Below are 20,436 nucleotides of genomic sequence, written 5' to 3'. Positions count from 1 at the left end.
CAAATACTTTTCCCCAGCAATTCAAAAAAAATACTAGGCTGTTACGATCTTGCCACGCCACAACTTAGGCGGCTCTCCCGCACTCCCAGTTTCTTCCTGAAGTGAGGGCTTATATGCATCTTGTACCTGTGACATGGTCTCCTCACCATAATAGCTACGGATGAACTCGAACAAGATATTCAAAATCACGTAGCGTGAAACATGCCGCACAACATCATCATCTGTACCATACACAGAGTATGGCATGTGGCAGCCTACCCATTTCACCACCTCGAAGGAGGGCCAATAATATACATCCGGTCTCTCCTCACTCATTAGTGTATCTATAGCCACTCTTAGAATAGACTTTGAAATGCAATCTGAGGTAACACAAGATGAATTACGAAAGGTAGCCTTCAGCGGCACTGGTGACAGCGTTATAATGATTGGGGCATGCGCATTTACCTCACGGATTAGATCTATAATTTCGCCAATATTTCGTTTATTCTCTTCAACGGTTGTGACTCGAAACACATGACGATTTTCATCGAAAACCGATTCTGGTATACCCCGCCAGAATACCTTGCCTGATCTTGCATCTTCCCATACCTCAGCAAGACCAATTGTAAACACAATTGCACCAGCATCTCGTAAGTAGTCCACATACTGATCACGTTCATAAGCTGGCTGCCAATCTTCTAGTTTACCTTCATGCGTCCTCTCATATCGGAACCCTCTCGATGTTTGTTCTCCTCTTACACACCATGAAACAAAGTCTAATAATGCAAAAGTATTATTTAATCCTGACGGAACCCAAAAACTATCTGATGCTAATCCTACGTCATTAAGAAAATATCTTAGCTCTGATGCGAAGCAAGACCCTAATGTAATTACATTATCGTTCAGTGTCAGAACTGGAGATTTAGGCACATGGCCATTAATAACATGATGACGAATTAACTTTGATAAATCATTAAATGCATCAATATCAGCCGGATAAGCGCATAAATCGTCTTTATGCCATTTGCCTTCCGCCCAAGATGCAGAACCACTACCATTTCGCTGTTTGGTAAGACTACCGATTTCAGAGGCCACGTGAATGCTCGTATTTAATATAATGAAAACTACAATATAGAATATTTCCAACAAATAAATTTACCGCATGAAAAAACCGCGCATAATAATACAGCGTGATTATAATTGGGGCAGATATGTTTTTCCAAGCGATTAAAAAATTGACTTATCCTCTTCCTCCTTTTCTTTGATCTAACCGGACATAAAGCAAGTAAGCCAAAGTTCTCCACGTCTTGCATAACTTTTCCGATTACCCTCAAACTTCAGTCACACAGAGGTATGAGTGGTGTGCACACTGCAGTGTAGCCGAGGACCAGCATCATGCCTTCACAAATAAATCTTAGGTTTATTTGATAACAGAATTCGTTAATAAGTGCCTGACCACTTTTCTCTATATCAAGCACCGACCTCCTATTACTAGGACCACTCCCAGCCTTAATTCAGAAATGGACCCCAATTTTCGGACAGTCGCTTAAGTGTATTCTGCCTCTCTGATTATGCTGCTTGCGGCAACACGATTTCTCCAAAATGCGCCTGATCTGGTGTTTTTCCAAGACTCTGGTGTTTTCGCTCCGAATTATAGAAATCCAAATAGTCCCCAATCTTGGAACGTGCCTCGCTCACGGACTCGTAGGCCCGCAGGTAGACCTCTTCATACTTGACACTGCGCCAAAGCCGCTCAACAAAGACATTGTCTACCCAGCGACCTTTGCCGTCCATGCTGATTTTTATCCCTGACGCTTTCAGTACAGCCGTAAATGCCTCACTGGTAAACTGGGCGCCTTGATCCGTATTAAATATCTCCTGGGCACCAGAGCGGCGGATAGCCTCCTCCAATGCATCCACACAGAAGTCACTCTCCATCGTATTGGAAAGACGCCAGCTTAGTACTTTGCAACTAAGCCAGTCCATAATCACCACCAGATAGACAAAGCCCCGGGCCATCGGAATATAGGTGATGTCGCTACAGTAAACCTGGCCCGGACGATTGATCTTCAGTCCCTTCAGCAGGTAAGGATAGATCTTGTGCCCCTTGCCCGGCTGGCTGGTACCCTTCTTGGGATATAGAGCCGTTATCCCCATTTGGCGCATCAGCCGTTGTACACGCTTGCGGTTGATGTCGTAACCCTCTTCCCATAGCCAATCACGGATCCGACGGCTACCGTAGAAAGGACGCTTCAGGTGCATCTCATCAATTCGTCGCATTAGCTTTAGGTCTTTCTCTGACACGTCCTTAGGCCGATAGTAAACCGTTGAGCGATTTAGCGACAGTAACTGGCATTGACGGGTCACGGGCAAAGCATTCTGCCGGTCGATCATCCCTTTCCTTTTGGACCGTGAATCCTTTCCAGCCCTTGCTCTAAAAAATCCCGCTCCATCGTCAGTTGGCCTATCTTGGCATGCAGTTCTTTGACCTTGTGTTCATTCTCTTCTGCCTGCTTCTCAGACCGACCAAAAACCTGATCGGCATTGCCTACCAATTGGCGCTTCCACTCGGTGATCTGATTGGGATGAACATCAAACTGTTCTGCTAATTCCGTCAGGGTTTTATCACCCTTCAAAGCTGCTACGGCCACCTTGGCCTTGAAGCTGGACGAATGGTTTCTACGTTTTCTTCTCATCTTCTGCTCCTGTCTCTCGAACAATAGTCTTGCAGAAGACACTTAAACTTTCCTCATCCCTGTCCAACTACTGGGGTCCACCTCTTTCTGTACCCAGTCGCGACAACGATTCACACAACCGTACGTACCACCTTTTGCTTTATAGTGATTGATATGATGCATTTATCCAAATTAATAGCCCAGATAGGTAAGATATCGATTAAATACTGAGTCGCAATAGATAATCTCCTCATCTGACATTTCTGATAAATAGCGATCTGAGATACCTTTGTTAAACCTCAAATTCCAAGAAGCAGATGATGACTGCATTTCCCTAGACGCAATCAAAATATCTTCAAGTTCTTTCTGCTCAAGATATATCCCAAAATATTGCATAACCTCATCCAGTACTTTTCCTGGGTTAGCAATAAAGTCCTCATACCTAACAACTTTTGTAGCGTTACTATTAACCCACCCTAACGCTTCTTCACAATATTCGACCACTTTTTCGACTGAGCCTGAAAGACTACTAAAACGAGGAAACTCAACTGGATTCTTCTTATAATTATCCATACCAGATAAAACAACATCATGTGGTCTTCTATATATGTAAGAACATTTAACTTTCCCCTCTAATACAAATCTTTTTAAATGATCATTAATCCCAATATGGGTTTTAACGACAAATGGCCCATGTTCTTGCGATAGATCATGCAGATCACATAATACTTGATAACTGGAACAATTATTAACGTAGCTGTTAACTCCATCTATAACTCCTTTACTTGTTGCATTTATTAACGCCACTTGACCGTTATCACCGTATTTGTATTGAATAGCACGAACCTGCATATAGCTTAATAATGTACTAGCTGATTTTGGCATCGAGTTACTTAGAAAGAACACCTAATACTCCTTAATAATTATCCAGCATGTTACTATAAACTCAGTAAAGATGGTGAAACATGACCAATTACCGTACTTGGAAAGAATGCAGGCGAATAGCCTCTTTTAGGCTGATTTATTATCCTTGAAACATAATTCGTAACACTATTAACCTTACGATATTCTTCCCCTTGTATTTTGGCACGTTGCATATATTCATGCTTATTTTCGGCCATTTTCAAAAGCATAGCGACCGCCTCATCATTTCCTTCAACAGCTTCTCCACCACCATGGCTAATCAGACCGGCACAAAACGTGCCTTTTGTGGTTAGAATACACTTATCAGAGCTTATCGCTTCAACGGCGATGCCAGACCCTCTAATTCTATAGTTCTCTTTGTCATACATAAGCAATACGACATCTGAAGCCAAAAGCTGGGAGTGGTACTCATCTTCACTCATTACTGAATCAATCAACTTAACATAAGATTCCGGGTAACCGGATAGCTTTTCGATAGCCAATTTAATACTAGGTAGGTAGCCAATAATCTGAGGACTGCATTGAATAACAAAACAAATTTTACCAGTACAACCATAATGCTCATATAGGCGATCAACGATTTCTGATAAACGCAGAAAACCTTTCTCTTCTCGCGCCGCGCCAAGATAAAGAGCAGTAAGCGTACCTGAATCATGCTGCAATTTATTATTATTAATACCAATAGGTGGCGGCAAAGATAAAGCACGTACGTTGAACCTATATGACAAGGTATAATGTAATGCTAGTTGTGGAGTTTCAGCCCAGAAAAATAGCTTCTTATCTATTTCACTCATATTTCTCATATTGCCGAAAACAGCAGGAAGTGTATTCCCTTGATCTGTCCCTGGCATCGCTTCTGGTTCATACGGAGTACAAATGTGTAAGTAGGGAAACTCACCACACTTCATTAAGGAAAGGTAAGTTGGCATAGCACGATAAAGGTCACCAAAACCAGTATGGAAATAAATATGATCATTATCGCTTAGTCTTGAACGCAAAATCCCTTCAAATAGTTCACCAAGTAACTTTTGATCAAGATCACCTTGCAACTTATTCTTTTTTTCAGGATGGTAGCTATCATACATCGTTATAGAAAAAACGGGATTAACACTCACATCATCAAGCCAATCCGGTGCAATGAAATCTTTGTGTGTAAACCAAATGGTCTCGATACCCTGTAATTGAGCACCACGTGTAATCTGTAGTGATAATGCAAAGTGATGCCCACGAGCGTCGGCCAGCGAAGGATCCGCAACTATCAGACGAGGTTTGGGTGTTGTCATTACGCGAGGTACCTTATTAAACCGGCAAACGAATAGCGTGCATTGATAGTAAGAAAACCAAATATTTACTGTTTTTTGAAAAGTATGCAACCTACTTGTATTGCCCGGTTAATATAACTAAAAATGTTGCCACACTTCTTCAGGTGTTATCAAATTGAAAGGTGGCTTGCGCCATTTTTCTTCATCTGGAAAATGTGTCGACCCATCACCCATACCACAATTATATATAGTCCTTTTTTTTGTCGGTCGATGGACTTGATCATTTAAGGCAGCAAGAAGACAAAGAGTTTCATCCCAAGCAAAAAACTTTTCCAAAGTATATGAAGGCTGTCTCGGTGGCGTAACCTCAATTTTGTCCCTAATATCCTTTGTAAAAACAAGATTTACAAATTCAAGATATCTCTCTTCCGTCATAGAATAACAGTCAATTAACTGTCTAAGCATAGGCATAAGCTTCTCGCTCGTAGTAGCCCAACCCCAGCCTTGAAATCTGGCGCAGGTTTCCTTTTCACTTTCCATAATAAAATGATGACCATAAACAGAAAAGATTTCATCATTGTCTCTAATCAGGTCGAGTTCTTCTCTGAACTCAGCAATAGCATTGCGTGTTGGAAAGCAATCGTCCTCAAGTATCAAGATATCCCTATATTTATAGCACATCTCAACTAAGCCTAAAATCAACATTTTTCTGAATCCAAAATTCCCTGATTGTGTATGGAGGCGCTTAACTGGGTACTTTTTTACCAGTGCAATTGTTGACTCAATTTTATTCATCAACCTACCATTACCCTGAGCTCCATCCAGCCAGACTTCAGTGTATTTAAGTGCATCTTGTCGACTTAAGCTTTCCAATATTGCACCCAATGCATCCAATCTAGTGTGGCCGAAAATAATGATCCCAAACTCCTGCTTTTCCCGCTTAGGGAAGGTGAATGTTGGATCAGCAACGCATAATGGATCTATGGAGGGCATAGAAAGAATACGATTCTTAAGCTCATTCCTTTCCAGCTCAAGCTTCTGAATTTCGTATTTGAGCTTTTGATTAACATTTTTATCGTGTGCAGCACCCATCAGAGATGGTGCTGTCAAGGCCGTAGCGTCATTTTGATTTGACTTCACCCCATTCACATGTATTCGAAGTCTTTCTAAGTAAATTTTACGATTATCAACACTCTTCCCTTTTGGAAGACCCTGAGCTAATACGGATTCAGCATCATTGCATAGCTCTCTCGCCGCAGCCTGATTTCCCTGCCTGTTGGCAAAAAAAGCCCTACTACAAATAGACCAAAAAAATGCGCTCATGTGTCAACTCTCTAGACTTCTTAATTTTCTAATCCAATAATCATCTTAATATATGTTTATTGACTTATGATATATGGCTATACTCGTTTTACAGTACAAACTAGATCCATGAACAACCCACTCTGTTAGAGTATTAACTTTAAACTTAACTATGTTTATACGTAGCAGAAATCCGTAACATCAAGAATCCCCAGTAACAACTTTGTAATTATCGCCATGACCACTTTCTTTATTGTCTAACTTATCAATTATCACGTAGTCTTTTTCGTTCTTACTATTTTTCTGTTCAGCATCAGTCCAGTATGATTTACACAAGATCTTGGAACGATCACACCGATTAGCATATTTCTCCGCAATCTCCTTTACTTCAAGCAGCAAACCATCCTCCAAGGTAGTAGGTTTCAAGCCAAGCTCTAGAAAACACTTATTTTCAACATGTAACTCGTTCTCATCATCCTCTTTGCGTGGATTGGGTAGGTTGGCTATTCTTGCGCCAGTAAGGCGTGCGACGAGCTCTGCCAATTCACGAACCCGATGAGTTTCTGTCATCTGATTGAAAATCATCACTTTTTCACCTTTCTTAGGTGGATTTGATAGCGCAATTTCAACACATTTAACTGTATCGCGGATATGAATGAATGCCCTGGTCTGTCCGCCAGTACCATGCACTGTTAAAGGATGACTAATCGCCGCCTGCATCAGAAAGCGATTAAGTACCGTGCCATAATCCCCATCGTAATCAAAACGATTAATCAAACGCTCATCCATTAGCGTTTCATCTGTATGTGTTCCCCAAACAATACCTTGATGCAGATCCGTAATGCGTAAACCATCATTTCTATTATAAAAAGCAAAGCAAAGTGCATCCTGAGTCTTTGTCATGTGATAGATACTTCCCGGATTCGCTGGGTACAAGATTTCTTGGTTAATTACCTCGCCTTCATCACTTGAGACTTGGATATTCAAATACCCTTCGGGAATTTTCATACCCGCCGTACCATATCCATACACACCCATGGTACCCAAATGAACCAAATGAACATCTCTTCCAGAATCGACAATTGCACACAAAATATTATTTGTTGCATTCAAATTATTATCAACAGTGTATCGCTTTCCTTTTGAGCCCTTCATTGAATACGGGGCTGCACGTTGCTCAGCAAAATGTATTATTGCATCTACTTGCTCGAAACAGATAAGATCTAGAAGGCGCTGATACTCACGAGACACGTCAATATTGTAAAATTGTATTTCTTTTCCTGTAAGCTGTTTCCATGCTTCAATGCGTGTCGACATATGGGTAATAGGCGTCAATGACTCCACCTCAAGCTCAAGATCGATTTTACGCCGCGACAAATTATCCACAATTAGTACGTCATGGCCTATTCTTGACAAGTGCAAAACTGTCGGCCATCCACAAAAACCATCACCACCTAACACAGCTATTTTCATTGCTCTACACCTGATTTATTTGTCAATTTTATAGTTCCATGGATACTCTAGCATTATAACAGGATAATGCCGGTCATATTTGTCCGCCGTTCATTTTAGCCATCGAATTTTTCTCACCAGCGGCGAAGAAAAATAACAGTGAGACCCAATTCAGCCATATTCTTTTCCAACGTAAATCTTGACGTTAAATCACCAATTGTGACTTAACAGAAGAAAAAGAGTATATCGTTCAAAAGTACACTATCAGCTAATGTGGTACACGCTAATCCCGCCCTCAATATCATGTGATGACATGATTGCTCTATACAGCCTCATTTCACCCAAAGAATATTCAAACTGCTGGGGTAGCCATGCTCCTTGTAACTCTTATTGGTGCTATGGCGCCATGTCTTATCGTATGCAGCCTCGGTCATAACATAGAGATCGCTATCCGCCTTCATGGTTCTGTATCCAACATTCTTATTGCTTGTATTAACGCTTCTGAAGATGTGATCAGTAAACTTGTTTGACCAGAAACTTCCTTCCTTCAAAACAATATCAAATAAATGAAGACTGTACCCCCCAACTTTTAGGACACGCTGAATATCCTTGATAATATTATCGAACAGTGCTGGATCGTGCTGCGGCACATGCTCAAGAGCAGAAATAGAAAATACCAAATCGAAGTATTCGTTCGGAAGTTCTGGGTTGAAGTTACCCATATAATCCTGAACCAAGTGATACGATTGCTTGCCGAGTTCTTTTGGCCCGTTACCTACGCCTTCAAGCTTATCTATATTCCAACATTCATAAGTGTTGGCCAGATAGCTCAATATCCGTGATTTCCCGCCACCAACATCAAGGATCCTAGAGCCCGGTGGGATATTATCTTTAATGAATTTCAGCACAAATAAGTCCTGATAGACCTTTAGCTGCTCAACATCTTTATCCATTCGTGCACCGAAGAGAGACTCATCAATCTTCACAAAGAGGTCCCAGTGGGATTTCTTTGCATATGTATACTGGTCGAATTCGTCTGGCATAATCCGATGTTTTCTTTGAGAATCGGATGCCACACGCGCTTCACCAGCGCCAAATCCACCATCCTCACCACGAGCATGCTGCCTAGGCGCAGCGCTGTATAGGACCTGCTTCCCGCCTGACTCTGAACTCGATGTCAGGCTATTTGAAGGGGCCACCTTAAATTTTTTTAGGTAGTGATGCTTGACTGAATTCAATGCACTTACCTCTATGATTGACATCCCAACATCCGCATATTGTATTTCTAACATACGTTTGTTCACGGCGCTCACCTCACCCATAGTTTGCAGTCTCCGCTCTCGTTCGTCTGAACTGATGACCGATTCGATTTCTTCTGTATAGCTTTTATAGTTAGCCCTCGATAGTTGGGCCTTGGAAATCCGAAAACCACCAAGAGGGCAAGGAAAGTGAACGTATTCAGTATGATTCGCGAACAGCCGCCACAGGTTCCAGTCTCCTGCATACTTAAACGTCCTCAGCATATCTGGTGCATTAACCTTATCCCAAAGCCATTTTCGAAAGAAAACCCCCTCCTGTTGAACAAAGTCCCAATGCTGACCATCACACAGTCCATCCGCAATCACGCCTGTAGGTGTCGCTCGATGAAACTGCGTAATGGAAATGTCATCTCGAACCACATTAACGGCCCCACCTATCCAAGGCACATGTCTACTCTCAAACCCAACTCCCACTTTATCAATCAGAGCCAAGGCGCAAGGCATCAGGATATCATCTGCATTAATCCATGCCATAAAGGCTGAAGAATCGATTTCCTCTTGCTCAAATCCGGTTGCGATGGCATCGTACATTCCAAAATCCGCAGCGCTATTATACGTAAGCTTTATACTCCGACACTGGATTGGGAATAGACCGAGGTCAATGCGAGATTTCCATCGAGCAACCAGCTCCACGGTGCCATCAGTAGAGCCTCCGTCCTGAATGTGATACGTAATATCAAAATCACCTGCTTGGGTGATAACGCTCAAGATTGTTTGTTCAATCGTGTTAGCAGCGTTCCAGCATGGCGTCACAATATAGATCATTAATCACTCCTTAAATTTTAGCCGCCAAGTCAGCTCTATATTTCTGGTAAATAAAGCGCATATCTGTATTTCGTTGACTTTAGTTTAGCCCCATAAAGGATAAACCCATTTTTCTTTGAGTTACGGCGTGGCTACTCTCAACAATTAATTTGGTGTCTCGCAATCAAACATATTGTCTGCTCTCTGATATGCCTTCATTACCTCTTGCAAGGCAACAGAGAGTCTGCACTTTATGGTCTTTGCAGAACGTTTATACCATCGAATTAGGCTCAGAATTCACAATTCAGAAAGACTCATTGTTCCTGAAAAACAGATAAATGTTCCCACAGACTCGTGCTAATCGTACTGTAATAGCAATCGGAGTTGCCTGTAATGCGACGACTCACTAACTTCTTGCTTCAGACTATTTCCCATGAGACGGCGGGGCTTGATTACAATGTTGTCTGATCTTCTCCCACTATCTCCAGTTAATTTAATAACACTAAACAAATCTACAAATTGATCAGAATATGGAATGTCTAGCAGATTGCATATGTGGCACATAGATTCTTGTGGAGAATCGACGAAGTCTTCATATTTAATTATCGGCACACCACTATAAGAATTGATAAAGGCCAGGTAGCGCCTGCAATACTCATCAAATGTTGGTGGATAAAAACCCACCCATTTGTTACATAGTAATGACATGTAGCTATCTAGTGGATTCCTTACTGTTACTAAAGAAAGCACAGGGAAGCGTTGCTTTACAATCTGCCTTAAACTTTTACGTTCTGGAATATTTTTGCCAACACAAAAATGGCTGTGAGCATGGTCTCGCAAAATCAAACGCATCCCAATTACCAGGGCTGCCTTATAAATAATTTCTACATTATTCAAAAACATTTTCATAATGAGCTCTTTGTTTCCACCACATGTACTTTGACGAATTAACGTCACCATGTCCGTAGGTGCAAACTTTGGGCTATTGGCATTATTACCCAGCGTACTTAAAGGGTCGACCTCACTTAATAGTTGTGTATTTGGCATCACTGCCAAACACTTGCTAAACAAAGTTCCACCCGTACATGCGAAGTGGTGAATAGTACGAATCGGCTCTGGTTTTTTAGATTTATTTTTTTCACACAATGCTATGCACTGCTCGAGCAGGCTCCCTGGATCATCCTGGTATGCGTGCAGTGCTTTTTCACCGTATGACGAACGTCTTAGCAAATCCAATGCTTCATCAATTGTTGAAACCAATATGTCAGTGTGACGAGCAGCGGGCTTGTTTTTCTTACTCATTATCAAACCTTGTCAATTGTAATATCCGCTATATGGTTAAGCTTCTTGCGCTTGCTCCTTTTTTTCTTCGCTTTCAGCTTCTTCTTTTTATTATTTTTCATTACAAAATTGGATTTTTTCGTATTTAGTTGATGCAGATAGGAAGAAGCAGCACTAAGACGTTCAGACAGCTTGACAAGTAATTGGTGCTGGTTTTCTTGCGTTTCAGCAGCCTCTTGATATCGGATTTGCAAATCTTTCAGATCGTTTTCTCGTAGCGTCTGTAACTTAACACTGAGATTTAATGCCTGGCGTGTCTCAGTGATCTCCTGTTGTAATTGAACTTCTTTTGCTTGTTGTTGTGAAAGTGATTTATTAAACGACTCTACCTGCAATTCGAGAACTGACTTCTCTTTTGAAAGCACCTCCAGCTGAAAGTTTTGGTCGTTAGCCAGCTTCTCCTTATCAGCTTTGATCTTGTTGGCCTGTTCCAACTGTGCTTTGCACTCAGCCGCAAGCTTCACCTGCTCATCCCTCGCCTTGGTGAGCTGTTCTATCTGAATCTGACGCTCGTTTGCCAGCTTGACCTGCTCTACCCTGGCCTGGTTGGCCTGTTCCAACTGAGTTTTGCGTTCAGCCGCAAGCTTCACCTGCTCATCCCTCGCCTTGGTGAGCTGTTCTATCTGAATCTGACGCTCGTTTGCCAGCTTGACCTGCTCTACCTTGGCCTGGTTGGCCTGTTCCAACAGAGTTTTGTGTTCATCCGCAAGATTCGCCTGCTCATCCCTCGCTTTGGTGAGCTGTTCTATCCGGGTCTGGCACTCGTTTGCCAGCTTGACCTGCTCTACCTTGGCCTGGTTGGCCCGTTCCAACTGAGTTTTGTGTTCAGCCGCAAGCTTCGCCTGCTCATCCCTCGCCTTGGTGAGCTGTTCTATTTGAATCTGACGCTCGTTTGCCAGCTTGACCTGCTCTATCTTGGCCTGGTTGGCCTGTTCCAACAGAGTTTTGTGTTCAGCCGCAAGATTCGCCTGCTCATCCCTCGCTTTGGTGAGCTGTTCTATCCGGGTCTGGCACTCGTTTGCCAGCTTGACCTGCTCTACCTTGGCCTGGTTGGCCTGTTCCAACTGAGTTTTGCGTTCAGCCGCAAGCTTCACCTGCGCGTCTCTCTCCTTGGTGAGCTGTTCTATCTGGGTCTGACGATTGTTTGCCAGCTTGACCTGCCCGCTCTTGGCCTGGTTGGCCTGTTCCAACAGAGTTTTGTGTTCAGCCGCAAGCTTCGCCTGCTCATCCCTCGCTTTAGTGAGCTGTTCTATTCGGGTCTGGCGCTCGCTTGCCAGCTTGACCTGCTCGCTCTTGGCCTGGTTGGCCTGTTCCAACTGAGTTTTGCGTTCAGCCGCAAGCTTCACCTGCTCATCCCTCGCTTTGGTGAGCTGTTCTATCTGGCTCTGACGGTTGTTTGCCAGCTTGACCTGCTCGCTCTTGGCCTGGTTGGCCTGTTCCAACTGAGTTTTGTGTTCAGCCGCAAGCTTAGCCTGATCATCCCTCGCTTTGGTGAGCTGTTCTATCAGTGTTTGGCACTCATTTGCCAGTTTGAGCTGCTCGACCTTGGCTTGGTTGGCCTGTTCTAACTGGGTTTTGTGTTCAGCCGCAAGTTTTGCCTGCTCATCCAGGGCATTGGTTAACAGTTCTACTTGATCTTCGCGTTCATTGAGCAGCTCTGTTTGCTCATCTCGGGTTTTGGTTAGCTGAGCCAACTGCTGTTTCAGCTCGCGATGGTCAAGTTGTAATTTATTACGTTTGAGATCCCAACGGGGGCGATCCGGGTCCTGGCTGTCGTCCTCCAACAATAGTTCAAATCCATGATCCTGAAGCCATTGGAGAATGGTGGCTGCGGGCTCGCCATCTTCATACAGGGATTGGCGACCACAGTGAAGTTGTAACTGCTCAAAATAATGTAGCTGATCAGCTTGCTGGAGCGCCTTGAGTACGGGAAGTTCCTCACCGGGCAGGTCGATGATCAGCTGGTTGCGTTGCTCCACTTGCTGGTGTATGGACTGTAGCAATGTAGCAGGGTCTATCGCTTCCATTTGAAGCTCCTGCACCATCTTGAGGCCGGGAAAGAGTTCCAGCAGGCCAGGGGCAGCCTGGTACAGACTGCCGACATCGGGGAGGTTATAACGATGAAACGTGACGGGACCCGTGTGGGCGGCCACTGCTCGGTTGATGACCTCAACCTGCGGTTGGTCGATCGTACGCGCTTGAAGCATCTTGGCAAGCTGCGGGTCGGCCTCCACCAACAGCAGACGGGCAGGCTTCGCGGCGAGGTAGTCATCCAGTTCGCGGCAACGGCCGGCACCCAAGTGGACGATAGTGTCCATATGTGTAGTGGGCCATATCTGAGAATTATGCTGTTCTTTGTGCATATGTGCTTCTGGCTCGTTTGTAATAGCGTGGTTTTTCCACACTCTGATTTCATGTGAATTTTACACGGGACTCGAATTAGTTTGATTTAATTCCGTCACCCTATGTAATTTCTGATCAAATATCATATCCTAATGTAAAGTAAGGTGGTTTGAGATCTCTCCCTGCGGTCGAGATGACAGCGATCCTACTAATCTGAGAAACCTTAATGCATAAAATGCTATCCATTCTTACTTATGTAAGTAGCCGGATTTCGTCGATCTGGCAGGCGAGTTCGCGATTATCTTCAGAGCTTGTGTCGTGTTCTTTTGGAATAAAACAACCATCCACCTCAATGACAAAAGCCCAATAAGCCGGTCGCTCTGCCTGAACTGCAAGATCGATACGGATTGAAAATGGCCCCTTATTCTCAATCTTGTGGATACGCCCCATCCCATCAGGTGAGTATACTTTTAACAGCAGGGGTGTATTAGCCTTCGCAACATGCCGTCCCCGCAACTCCACCCACTGCCATCGGCGTTTTCGGCTGCGCACCCGCAGTGTTGAGCGAACGGGCAGCCAACCATCAGAATATATCTCCAGATAAGCATCAGGAATGGCCAGATTTATACGCGCATCGGTTTCTTGGTAATCGCGTAATTTCTGCTTGTCATCGTTAGAGAGATAGCCGGAAATGCTACGCGAAAATTTTTTTAAATACGCTTTAATGCTTTTGATCTGCCGCCCATGTGGATAATCCGCCAGCATTTCATTGGTATAGGTCTTGAACCAATGCAGGGGACTGGCACCCAAGTATTGCGCCAACACTTGCATACCTTCACGGATGACTGTCTCCCGCTGGTTTAGGGTTATACAGGCACTATGCAGGCGTGAACCGGCTTGTAGCGCATCGACAAATCCTATGGCTTCATGATGCTGGCTGAAGATTCGCAACCACCACTCGAAGTCGAAGGCGGTCTCCAGACTCTCAGTTAATCCCCCAAACCTGTTCAGTGCTTCCTTGCGTAGAAACACGGTAGGCTGGCAAATAAAACAACCATCAGCAAACGCCTGAAGTGATGTATTATCGGGCAGGCGAGTCGGATAATCGCCGATAACCTGGTCACACTCATTGATGTGCTGTCCATGTCCATAGACCATCACCCACTCGGGATGCGCATCCAGTGTCTGCCCTGCCCGCTCCAGTGCACCTGGCATGTAGATATCATCAGCATTCAGCCATCCAATTACGTCACCTTGGGCTATCGCCATAGCCTTGTTGACGGCGTGGGCCGGTCCTCGGTCCGCTTCCGATTGCCAGCGCAGTCGGCCATCGGATTCTTGTGCCAGACGAGACAGAATAGCCTGGGTGCCATCGTTGGAACCCCCGTCCATGACTATCAGCTCGAGTAGCGCATCCGATTGAGTCAATACGCTGTGGATTGACCGCTCTATGAAGGTGGCTTGATTGAACGATGGCATGACCACAGATACTGTTGTTTGCTGGTACGTCTGCTCCTGAATGGTGTCTGTACCTTCTTTCATTTCAACAGGCAATACTGGCCTTATACAATGGCCGTTGATCCTGACAGAAACCACGCTTTAAGGCATCCATGCAGTAACACCCTGATTTGATGGCAACCGGCCTTCATCTTTTCCATACCGGAGATAATGAACCAGCGGGTTGATTTCTGCTTGGGCGATGTCGGGGTTGGTAGCCAGATAGAATGCTGTATCGAATTTAGATGATGGGTTACGTCCTTCTGACGCACCGTATCGCAGATAGTGATGAATAGGGTCGATGCCTGCCTCGGCCACATCTGGATACTTGGAAAGGTACCAAGACTCATCGAAAAGGCCCGAATCTTTCAGCAGATTAACAAGCATCTTCTCTCTTTTTCTCACCTTGTTCGAGAGCCTGAATGGCTTTGCAAGGGCCCGGATGGGTGTAGTAATCTTCGAGGTCTTAGCCGGTTTTGACTTCTCCGACTCTCCCTGTTCTTCTGAACCGCTGAATTCGGCTTTATTTTGTTCTTCTAACTCCCGCACCCTTTCCAGGTATTTATTGAAGTAGTATTCCAGCTCTTCCTGTACTTGGTGCAGTTGCAACAACAGCAGTTCATTTTCCTGTTCGGTCTTATTATTGGCTGCGGCCAACCTCTCTTGGGTCTGCTTGATCTGGGTGAGCTCTGACTGACGTTCAGTGGCCAGCTTTGCCTGTTCGCCTCTTTCCTTAGTCAGTTGCTCAATCTGCGATTGCAGCTTCTGCTGTTCACCGGCCAACCCTTTCCGTATCTTCTCCTCTGCCTGAAAATCCTTCCTGGTTTGATCCAATTCCTGCTGGAGCTGTTTGAGCTTAGAGTCTTGCTCCTTCTGGAATTGGTCGATCTGCTGCTTCTGCAGGAAAACTGCTTCGAGTTCTTCCTGAACTTGGTGCAATTGGAGTAGCAGAAGTTCGTTTTCCTGTTCAGTGCCCTTACTGGCCGCATTCAACACTTCTTGGGTCTGCTTGATCTGGGTGAGCTCTGACTGACGTTCAGTGGCCAGCCTTGCTTGTTCGTCTCGTCCCTTGGTCAGGTGCCCAATCTGCGATTGCAGCTTCTGCTGTTCACCCGCCAACCCTTTCCGTGCCTTTTCCTCTGTCTGAAATTGCCTTCTGGCCTCATCCAGTTCCTGCTGGAGCTGCTTTAGCTTGCTGCCTTGCTCCTTATTGGATTGCTCGATCTGCTGCTTCTGCAGGAAAATTGATTCGAGTTCTTCCTGTACTTGGTGCAATTGCAGTAGTAGAAGTTCGTTTTCCTGTTCAGCCCCCTTACTGACCGCATTCAATACTTCTTGGGCCTGCTTGACCTGGGTGAGCTCTGCCTGACGCTCAGTAGCAAGCTTTGCCTGTTCGTCTCGTCCCGTGGTCAGCTGCTCAATTCTCGTCTGCCACTGCCGATAGCCTTGGTACAACTCTTTCAGCTGAGGGAATTCATGGACGACAGCCTCTCCCAACGGCTGGGCGCTCGCCTCCAGCTCCATTTGCAGGACTTGGATAGCCGGCTGTTCATGCAGGAATTGGCTGGCCAAAAGACACTCCAGTGCAGGAGCGGCGTAGGTAAGGATAGGTGACAGATTCGCAGGTTGCAGCACGAGCCCGATGCGTTGGCAGGCATCGGCCAAAGCATCCGGTTGCTGGGCAGCCGCCTCAGCGTCGAGCAATAGGCTACGGCGGCGATTACGGCGTTGAAAGTGTATCAACACCTGATTTGACGCATGCCAATCTTCTATGAACTGCTCAGGATTTATGCCTTTCTGAAGCGCATAGGCCAAGGCACTCTCAGCGCGAATATAAAAAAGCAGAAACCTTGCTTGTGGAAAAGTTTCTGCCCAGAAATCAAGCAACCACAGACTTCGGCTGTCCGCCCACAGCATCGGAGTATCGGATTCCTCCGGGAACAGCGTCGCCGCCTCTTTCGCCAGATCAGGTCCGGGTTGGATAGGTTGGTTGAGCTGAACCGGATCGGTAAAGTCTGTTTCCCGGAACAGCTTGTCGTGCCAATCAGCAAAGGTGTCTCCACCCTCTTCAAGTCCTAGCTGCCGCAAGGCTGGAAATGCAGTTTCCCAACCGCTATGCGGGCAACCGGTAGTTACCACTATGTTCATGTATGCGTCATCTTGTTTGATAGCAGATTGTCTCGTCCCTACTGGTGGTCGTAGCTATCCTCGATGCGACGGCCATAGTTGTCCTCGATGCGGACAATATCATCTTCACCCAGGTATTCACCGCTCTGCACCTCGATCATAATCAGATCAATCACACCAGGGTTTTCCAGCCGGTGTTTATGGCCTGCTGGAATGTAGGTTGATTCGTTGGCTTTGATCAGCATCTTTTCATCACCATTGATGATACGGGCTGTACCACGTACCACAACCCAGTGCTCGCTACGGTGGTGATGCATCTGCAGTGACAGAGATGCGCCTGGTTTGACTTCAATCCGTTTGATTTTGTAGCGCCTGCCCTCTTCCAGCACCGTGTAAGCGCCCCAGGGACGAGAGACGGTACGGTGGTGCTTATAGCATTCGTGGCCTTCTGCCTTGAGTTTTTTTACTACCTCGCGCACATTCTGGGCATGATCCCGATGGCTCACAAGCAGCGCATCCGGGGTATCAACAATCATGATATTTTCCAACCCAAGCGTGGCTACCAGCCGGTCCTCACTTTGTACAAAGCAGTTTCGGCTGTTGACATTGACGACTTCACCTAATGCCCGGTTACCCTGTACATCGGGTTCAGCAAGATCCGCCAGTGCCTGCCAGGAACCGATGTCGCTCCAGTCGAAACCTGCTGCAACAACGGCAACATTGTCGGCTTTTTCCATGATGGCATAGTCAATGGAGATATTTTCCAACGTTGAAAAGCTGTCAGCTTCAAGTTCACAGTAGGCATCCTGCTGATTACAGTTGGATGCCTCCCAGCAACGTTCTCCTGCCGCCAGCATATCTGGTGCGTAATCAGAAAATGCAGAAAGCAGATCACTAACACGGAAGCAAAACATACCTGCATTCCAGTAGTGCCCACCTTCAGAAATCATTCGTTCAGCATCTTCAAGCGGTGGTTTCTCGATGAAGCTGGTAACCTTGAAACCCCCTTGCATATCCGCAATAGTATCGCCTGCATGGATATAACCGAAGCCGGTCTCCGGCTGAGTGGGATGCACACCAAACGTAACAAGATAACCCTGTTTCGCCAGTTCACTGGCACGTACTACATCGGCGCGAAATTCCACCATATCCTTGATCAGGTGGTCGGCTGGCAGGACCAGCATAATCGCGTCTTCTCCATGTCGACCGCGAATTTTCAACGCACCCAGGAGTAGCGCTGGTGCAGTATTTCGCCCGCTGGGCTCTAATAGAAACCGGGGGATCACTTCATCAGATATGCTTCTGCTCCAGCAATCCTTGCTCTGGAAGTAGTAGTCGCGATTGGTAATGGTAAGCACTTCACTAACTTCATCACAACCAATGGCGCGCGAATAGGTTTTTTCCAACAGGGTATCGCCGTCCGCCAGTCGCATGAAGGGCTTTGGGTGTCCTTCTCGCGAAACCGGCCACAAGCGGGTACCCGCTCCGCCTGAAAGTACAACAGGGATCAACATAGACTTACCTTCGTTAGATCGAGTTGGAGTTTTATTTCATTCAATCGCTGTGCATAGCGGATGCCTGCAGTAGCTGGACTGAAGTCAAATGCTTTAGGCTCAACGGGCCTTGGATTGGTACGAAAACTCCGCATCAGCTCTGCGGCATGAGCAACATCAGGATCTGCCCAGCTTTGGCCATCGGCATGGAAGTACTCCAGGCGGCGTACATCCTGTCGCCGATAGCGCACCAGCCCGACCCGCTCCTCCGTGCAAAAGTCGAGGTTTCCGGAAAAACCGGTGGCGATAAGTTGAAGATCCAGCATCAGTGCTTCTGCGAGCCCTCGTCCAAATCCCTCTGCCCGGTGCAACGACACATAGCAGTCACAGCATTGGTAGAGTGCCAGTACCTCAGCTCTGCGCAATGTGGTATCAATGAGATGGATACGGTGATCTGCCTCGATAAGAGGCTTTATTCGTTTCCACGCTCTATTTCCCGCATTGACGTGACTCGCCTTAATGACCAAACCAACCTTGCCTCCGGCGGAGTGGGGAAAGGCGCGCTGAAATGCCTGAATAACGGCTATCGGATTTTTTCGAATGAGTGTGGAGTTAAAATCGAATGAGAAGACAAAAAGATAGTCCTCTTCTGGCAAGCCGAAATCTTTACGCCCCATCGGAGCCACACTGTCGATAGTGACAGAGAGCGGCATCGCATACACGGAGCACTTCGCCCTTCGATAGGCATTGGCAGTGTAGTGGCTGATTCCCCATAGCTCATCCACCATGCTGAACGCATGAGCACAACTTGCAGGCCAGTCGGGCAACTCCCAGGGCCAATAACCGATATTATAGCGACCTTCAAACACATCGAGGCCCCGTTCACAAGCGTAGCGGACCTGCTCGATGCCGGTAGTACAAAAGATGTTTATAGCGTAGCGTGGTGTATCGACGATCCATTGATCGACACTTTTATCCATTTGCGAAACGTTATCACCCGGTTTGACGTTTACGATGCAAAAGGGAATAGCCTGAGACTTCAGTGCCAAGGCAAGCAGCCGTACATCCTCGCCAATGCCAATCTCGCCCTGTGCGTAACCGAACAGATTTACGCCAAAGGGTTCGGTTGATCGTGATAATGGACGTTGGCCTATCGGTATGCGGTTTGTAATACTGGCCAGCTGAAACTGGGTGGGACGGCGCTTGAAGCGCACCTCAAGCCAGGCAAGTTTCCGCAGCACCAGTTTGGGGAGCCGAATATAAAATCGGCTCTGCTCTGCAGGCAACAGGGCCTTGTCAGGTTCCGTTAGGGATGTACAACCATCTCCAATAGGTAATTGTTTAACCTCAGCATGTATCTCCAGGTTTTGGAGAACGTCGGCCAGACCAAACTCTTCGACCAGCTGCAATGTACTTTTTCCAACATCTTTGCTTTTAAGCCGAAGCATGGCAATCACCGAATCTGGAGTACCAAACCGCCGATGAATAAAATCAACTTGCCATGAATTGGGTTCAGGAAGCATGAACTTTTGACGCTCGCCACGCCAAAAGGCTCGTGCAATGCGATGCCGGGCTTGAGCATCCCGCAGCATGGGCGCGACAAAATAGCGATAACGCACGACCCCGTAGAAGAACATTGCAACAGAAAAGCCATCGGACCAACGGTCATTAGTAAGAGAAGGCAGCAATAGTGGGCGCACCAAGGCAGCATCCCACTCTGGTATTGACCGCAAAATAGCATACTGTCGTCGCCCTTCGATGGCACACCAGGCAAGAAACCGGACGAAGTCTTTTGGTCTCCCTTCATGCAACGGAAAGCGCCGCTGCAAAATAGGACGCAAATGCCAAATCGCAAGCATGGCGCCGTAAATCGGTGTAGGGAGATGGAATGGCATTGCAATCGGAGCAAGCAATCCATGTCCTTCAGATTGCGTCTTTCCGTTAAGCTCAAGCATTGTCTCGATGCAGGAATTCATCC

Annotated in this window: 12 protein-coding genes and 1 pseudogene; all 13 read right to left on the bottom strand. The window is 46.0% G+C overall.

The genetic code is table 11. The annotated features are described in order from the left end of the window. Nucleotides 1–33: 33 nt before the first annotated feature. A complete protein-coding gene (locus HPY30_15130) occupies nucleotides 34–1,074 on the bottom strand; it encodes a hypothetical protein (protein ID QYZ67195.1) in 1,041 nt (346 codons plus the stop codon). Nucleotides 1,075–1,548: 474 nt separating this feature from the next. Then, nucleotides 1,549–2,675 (bottom strand): annotated as a pseudogene (locus HPY30_15125) (IS3 family transposase). A 171-nt stretch (nucleotides 2,676–2,846) separates the two neighbouring features. Beyond that, nucleotides 2,847–3,539 carry a hypothetical protein gene (locus tag HPY30_15120; protein ID QYZ67194.1) on the bottom strand — a complete coding sequence of 231 codons (693 nt, stop codon included), beginning with the start codon at nucleotides 3,537–3,539 and terminating at the stop codon, nucleotides 2,847–2,849. Between the two features lie 53 nt (nucleotides 3,540–3,592). After that, the gene (locus HPY30_15115) at nucleotides 3,593–4,861 is read right to left on the bottom strand and encodes a glycosyltransferase (protein QYZ67193.1); all 1,269 of its coding nucleotides are present in this window, start codon (nucleotides 4,859–4,861) and stop codon (nucleotides 3,593–3,595) included. 117 nt (nucleotides 4,862–4,978) lie between these two features. Then, nucleotides 4,979–6,163 carry a hypothetical protein gene (locus tag HPY30_15110; GenBank protein QYZ67192.1) on the bottom strand — a complete coding sequence of 395 codons (1,185 nt, stop codon included), beginning with the start codon at nucleotides 6,161–6,163 and terminating at the stop codon, nucleotides 4,979–4,981. Nucleotides 6,164–6,343: 180 nt separating this feature from the next. Further along, nucleotides 6,344–7,615 carry an NAD-dependent epimerase/dehydratase family protein gene (locus HPY30_15105; protein QYZ67191.1) on the bottom strand — a complete coding sequence of 424 codons (1,272 nt, stop codon included), beginning with the start codon at nucleotides 7,613–7,615 and terminating at the stop codon, nucleotides 6,344–6,346. Between the two features lie 311 nt (nucleotides 7,616–7,926). Then, nucleotides 7,927–9,678 (bottom strand): methyltransferase domain-containing protein, encoded by a 1,752-nt coding sequence (locus HPY30_15100; protein ID QYZ67190.1) that lies wholly within the window; start codon nucleotides 9,676–9,678, stop codon nucleotides 7,927–7,929. A gap of 336 nt (nucleotides 9,679–10,014) precedes the next feature. Continuing rightward, nucleotides 10,015–10,959, bottom strand: a complete 945-nt coding sequence (locus HPY30_15095; protein QYZ67189.1) for a sulfotransferase family protein — start codon at nucleotides 10,957–10,959, stop codon at nucleotides 10,015–10,017. A 2-nt stretch (nucleotides 10,960–10,961) separates the two neighbouring features. Beyond that, nucleotides 10,962–13,361: a hypothetical protein gene (locus tag HPY30_15090; protein QYZ67188.1), complete on the bottom strand. Its 2,400-nt coding sequence runs from the start codon at nucleotides 13,359–13,361 to the stop codon at nucleotides 10,962–10,964. Nucleotides 13,362–13,593: 232 nt separating this feature from the next. Beyond that, nucleotides 13,594–14,895 carry a glycosyltransferase gene (locus tag HPY30_15085; protein QYZ67187.1) on the bottom strand — a complete coding sequence of 434 codons (1,302 nt, stop codon included), beginning with the start codon at nucleotides 14,893–14,895 and terminating at the stop codon, nucleotides 13,594–13,596. A gap of 45 nt (nucleotides 14,896–14,940) precedes the next feature. After that, on the bottom strand, nucleotides 14,941–16,986 hold the full coding sequence (locus HPY30_15080) for a hypothetical protein (GenBank protein ID QYZ67186.1): 2,046 nt from the start codon (nucleotides 16,984–16,986) through the stop codon (nucleotides 14,941–14,943). Nucleotides 16,987–17,024: 38 nt separating this feature from the next. Next, on the bottom strand, nucleotides 17,025–18,479 hold the full coding sequence (locus HPY30_15075; GenBank protein QYZ67185.1) for a mannose-1-phosphate guanylyltransferase/mannose-6-phosphate isomerase: 1,455 nt from the start codon (nucleotides 18,477–18,479) through the stop codon (nucleotides 17,025–17,027). Then, entirely contained in the window at nucleotides 18,473–20,434 is a 1,962-nt protein-coding gene (locus tag HPY30_15070) for a glycosyltransferase family 1 protein (protein ID QYZ67184.1), read from the bottom strand. Before HPY30_15070 ends, HPY30_15075 begins: the two co-directional genes overlap by 7 nt. Nucleotides 20,435–20,436 lie beyond the last annotated feature (2 nt).

Source organism: Gammaproteobacteria bacterium (ex Lamellibrachia satsuma) (genome assembly GCA_019623805.1).
Lineage (GTDB): Bacteria > Pseudomonadota > Gammaproteobacteria > Chromatiales > Chromatiaceae > QGON01.
This window is presented reverse-complemented; position numbering and strand designations above follow the sequence as displayed.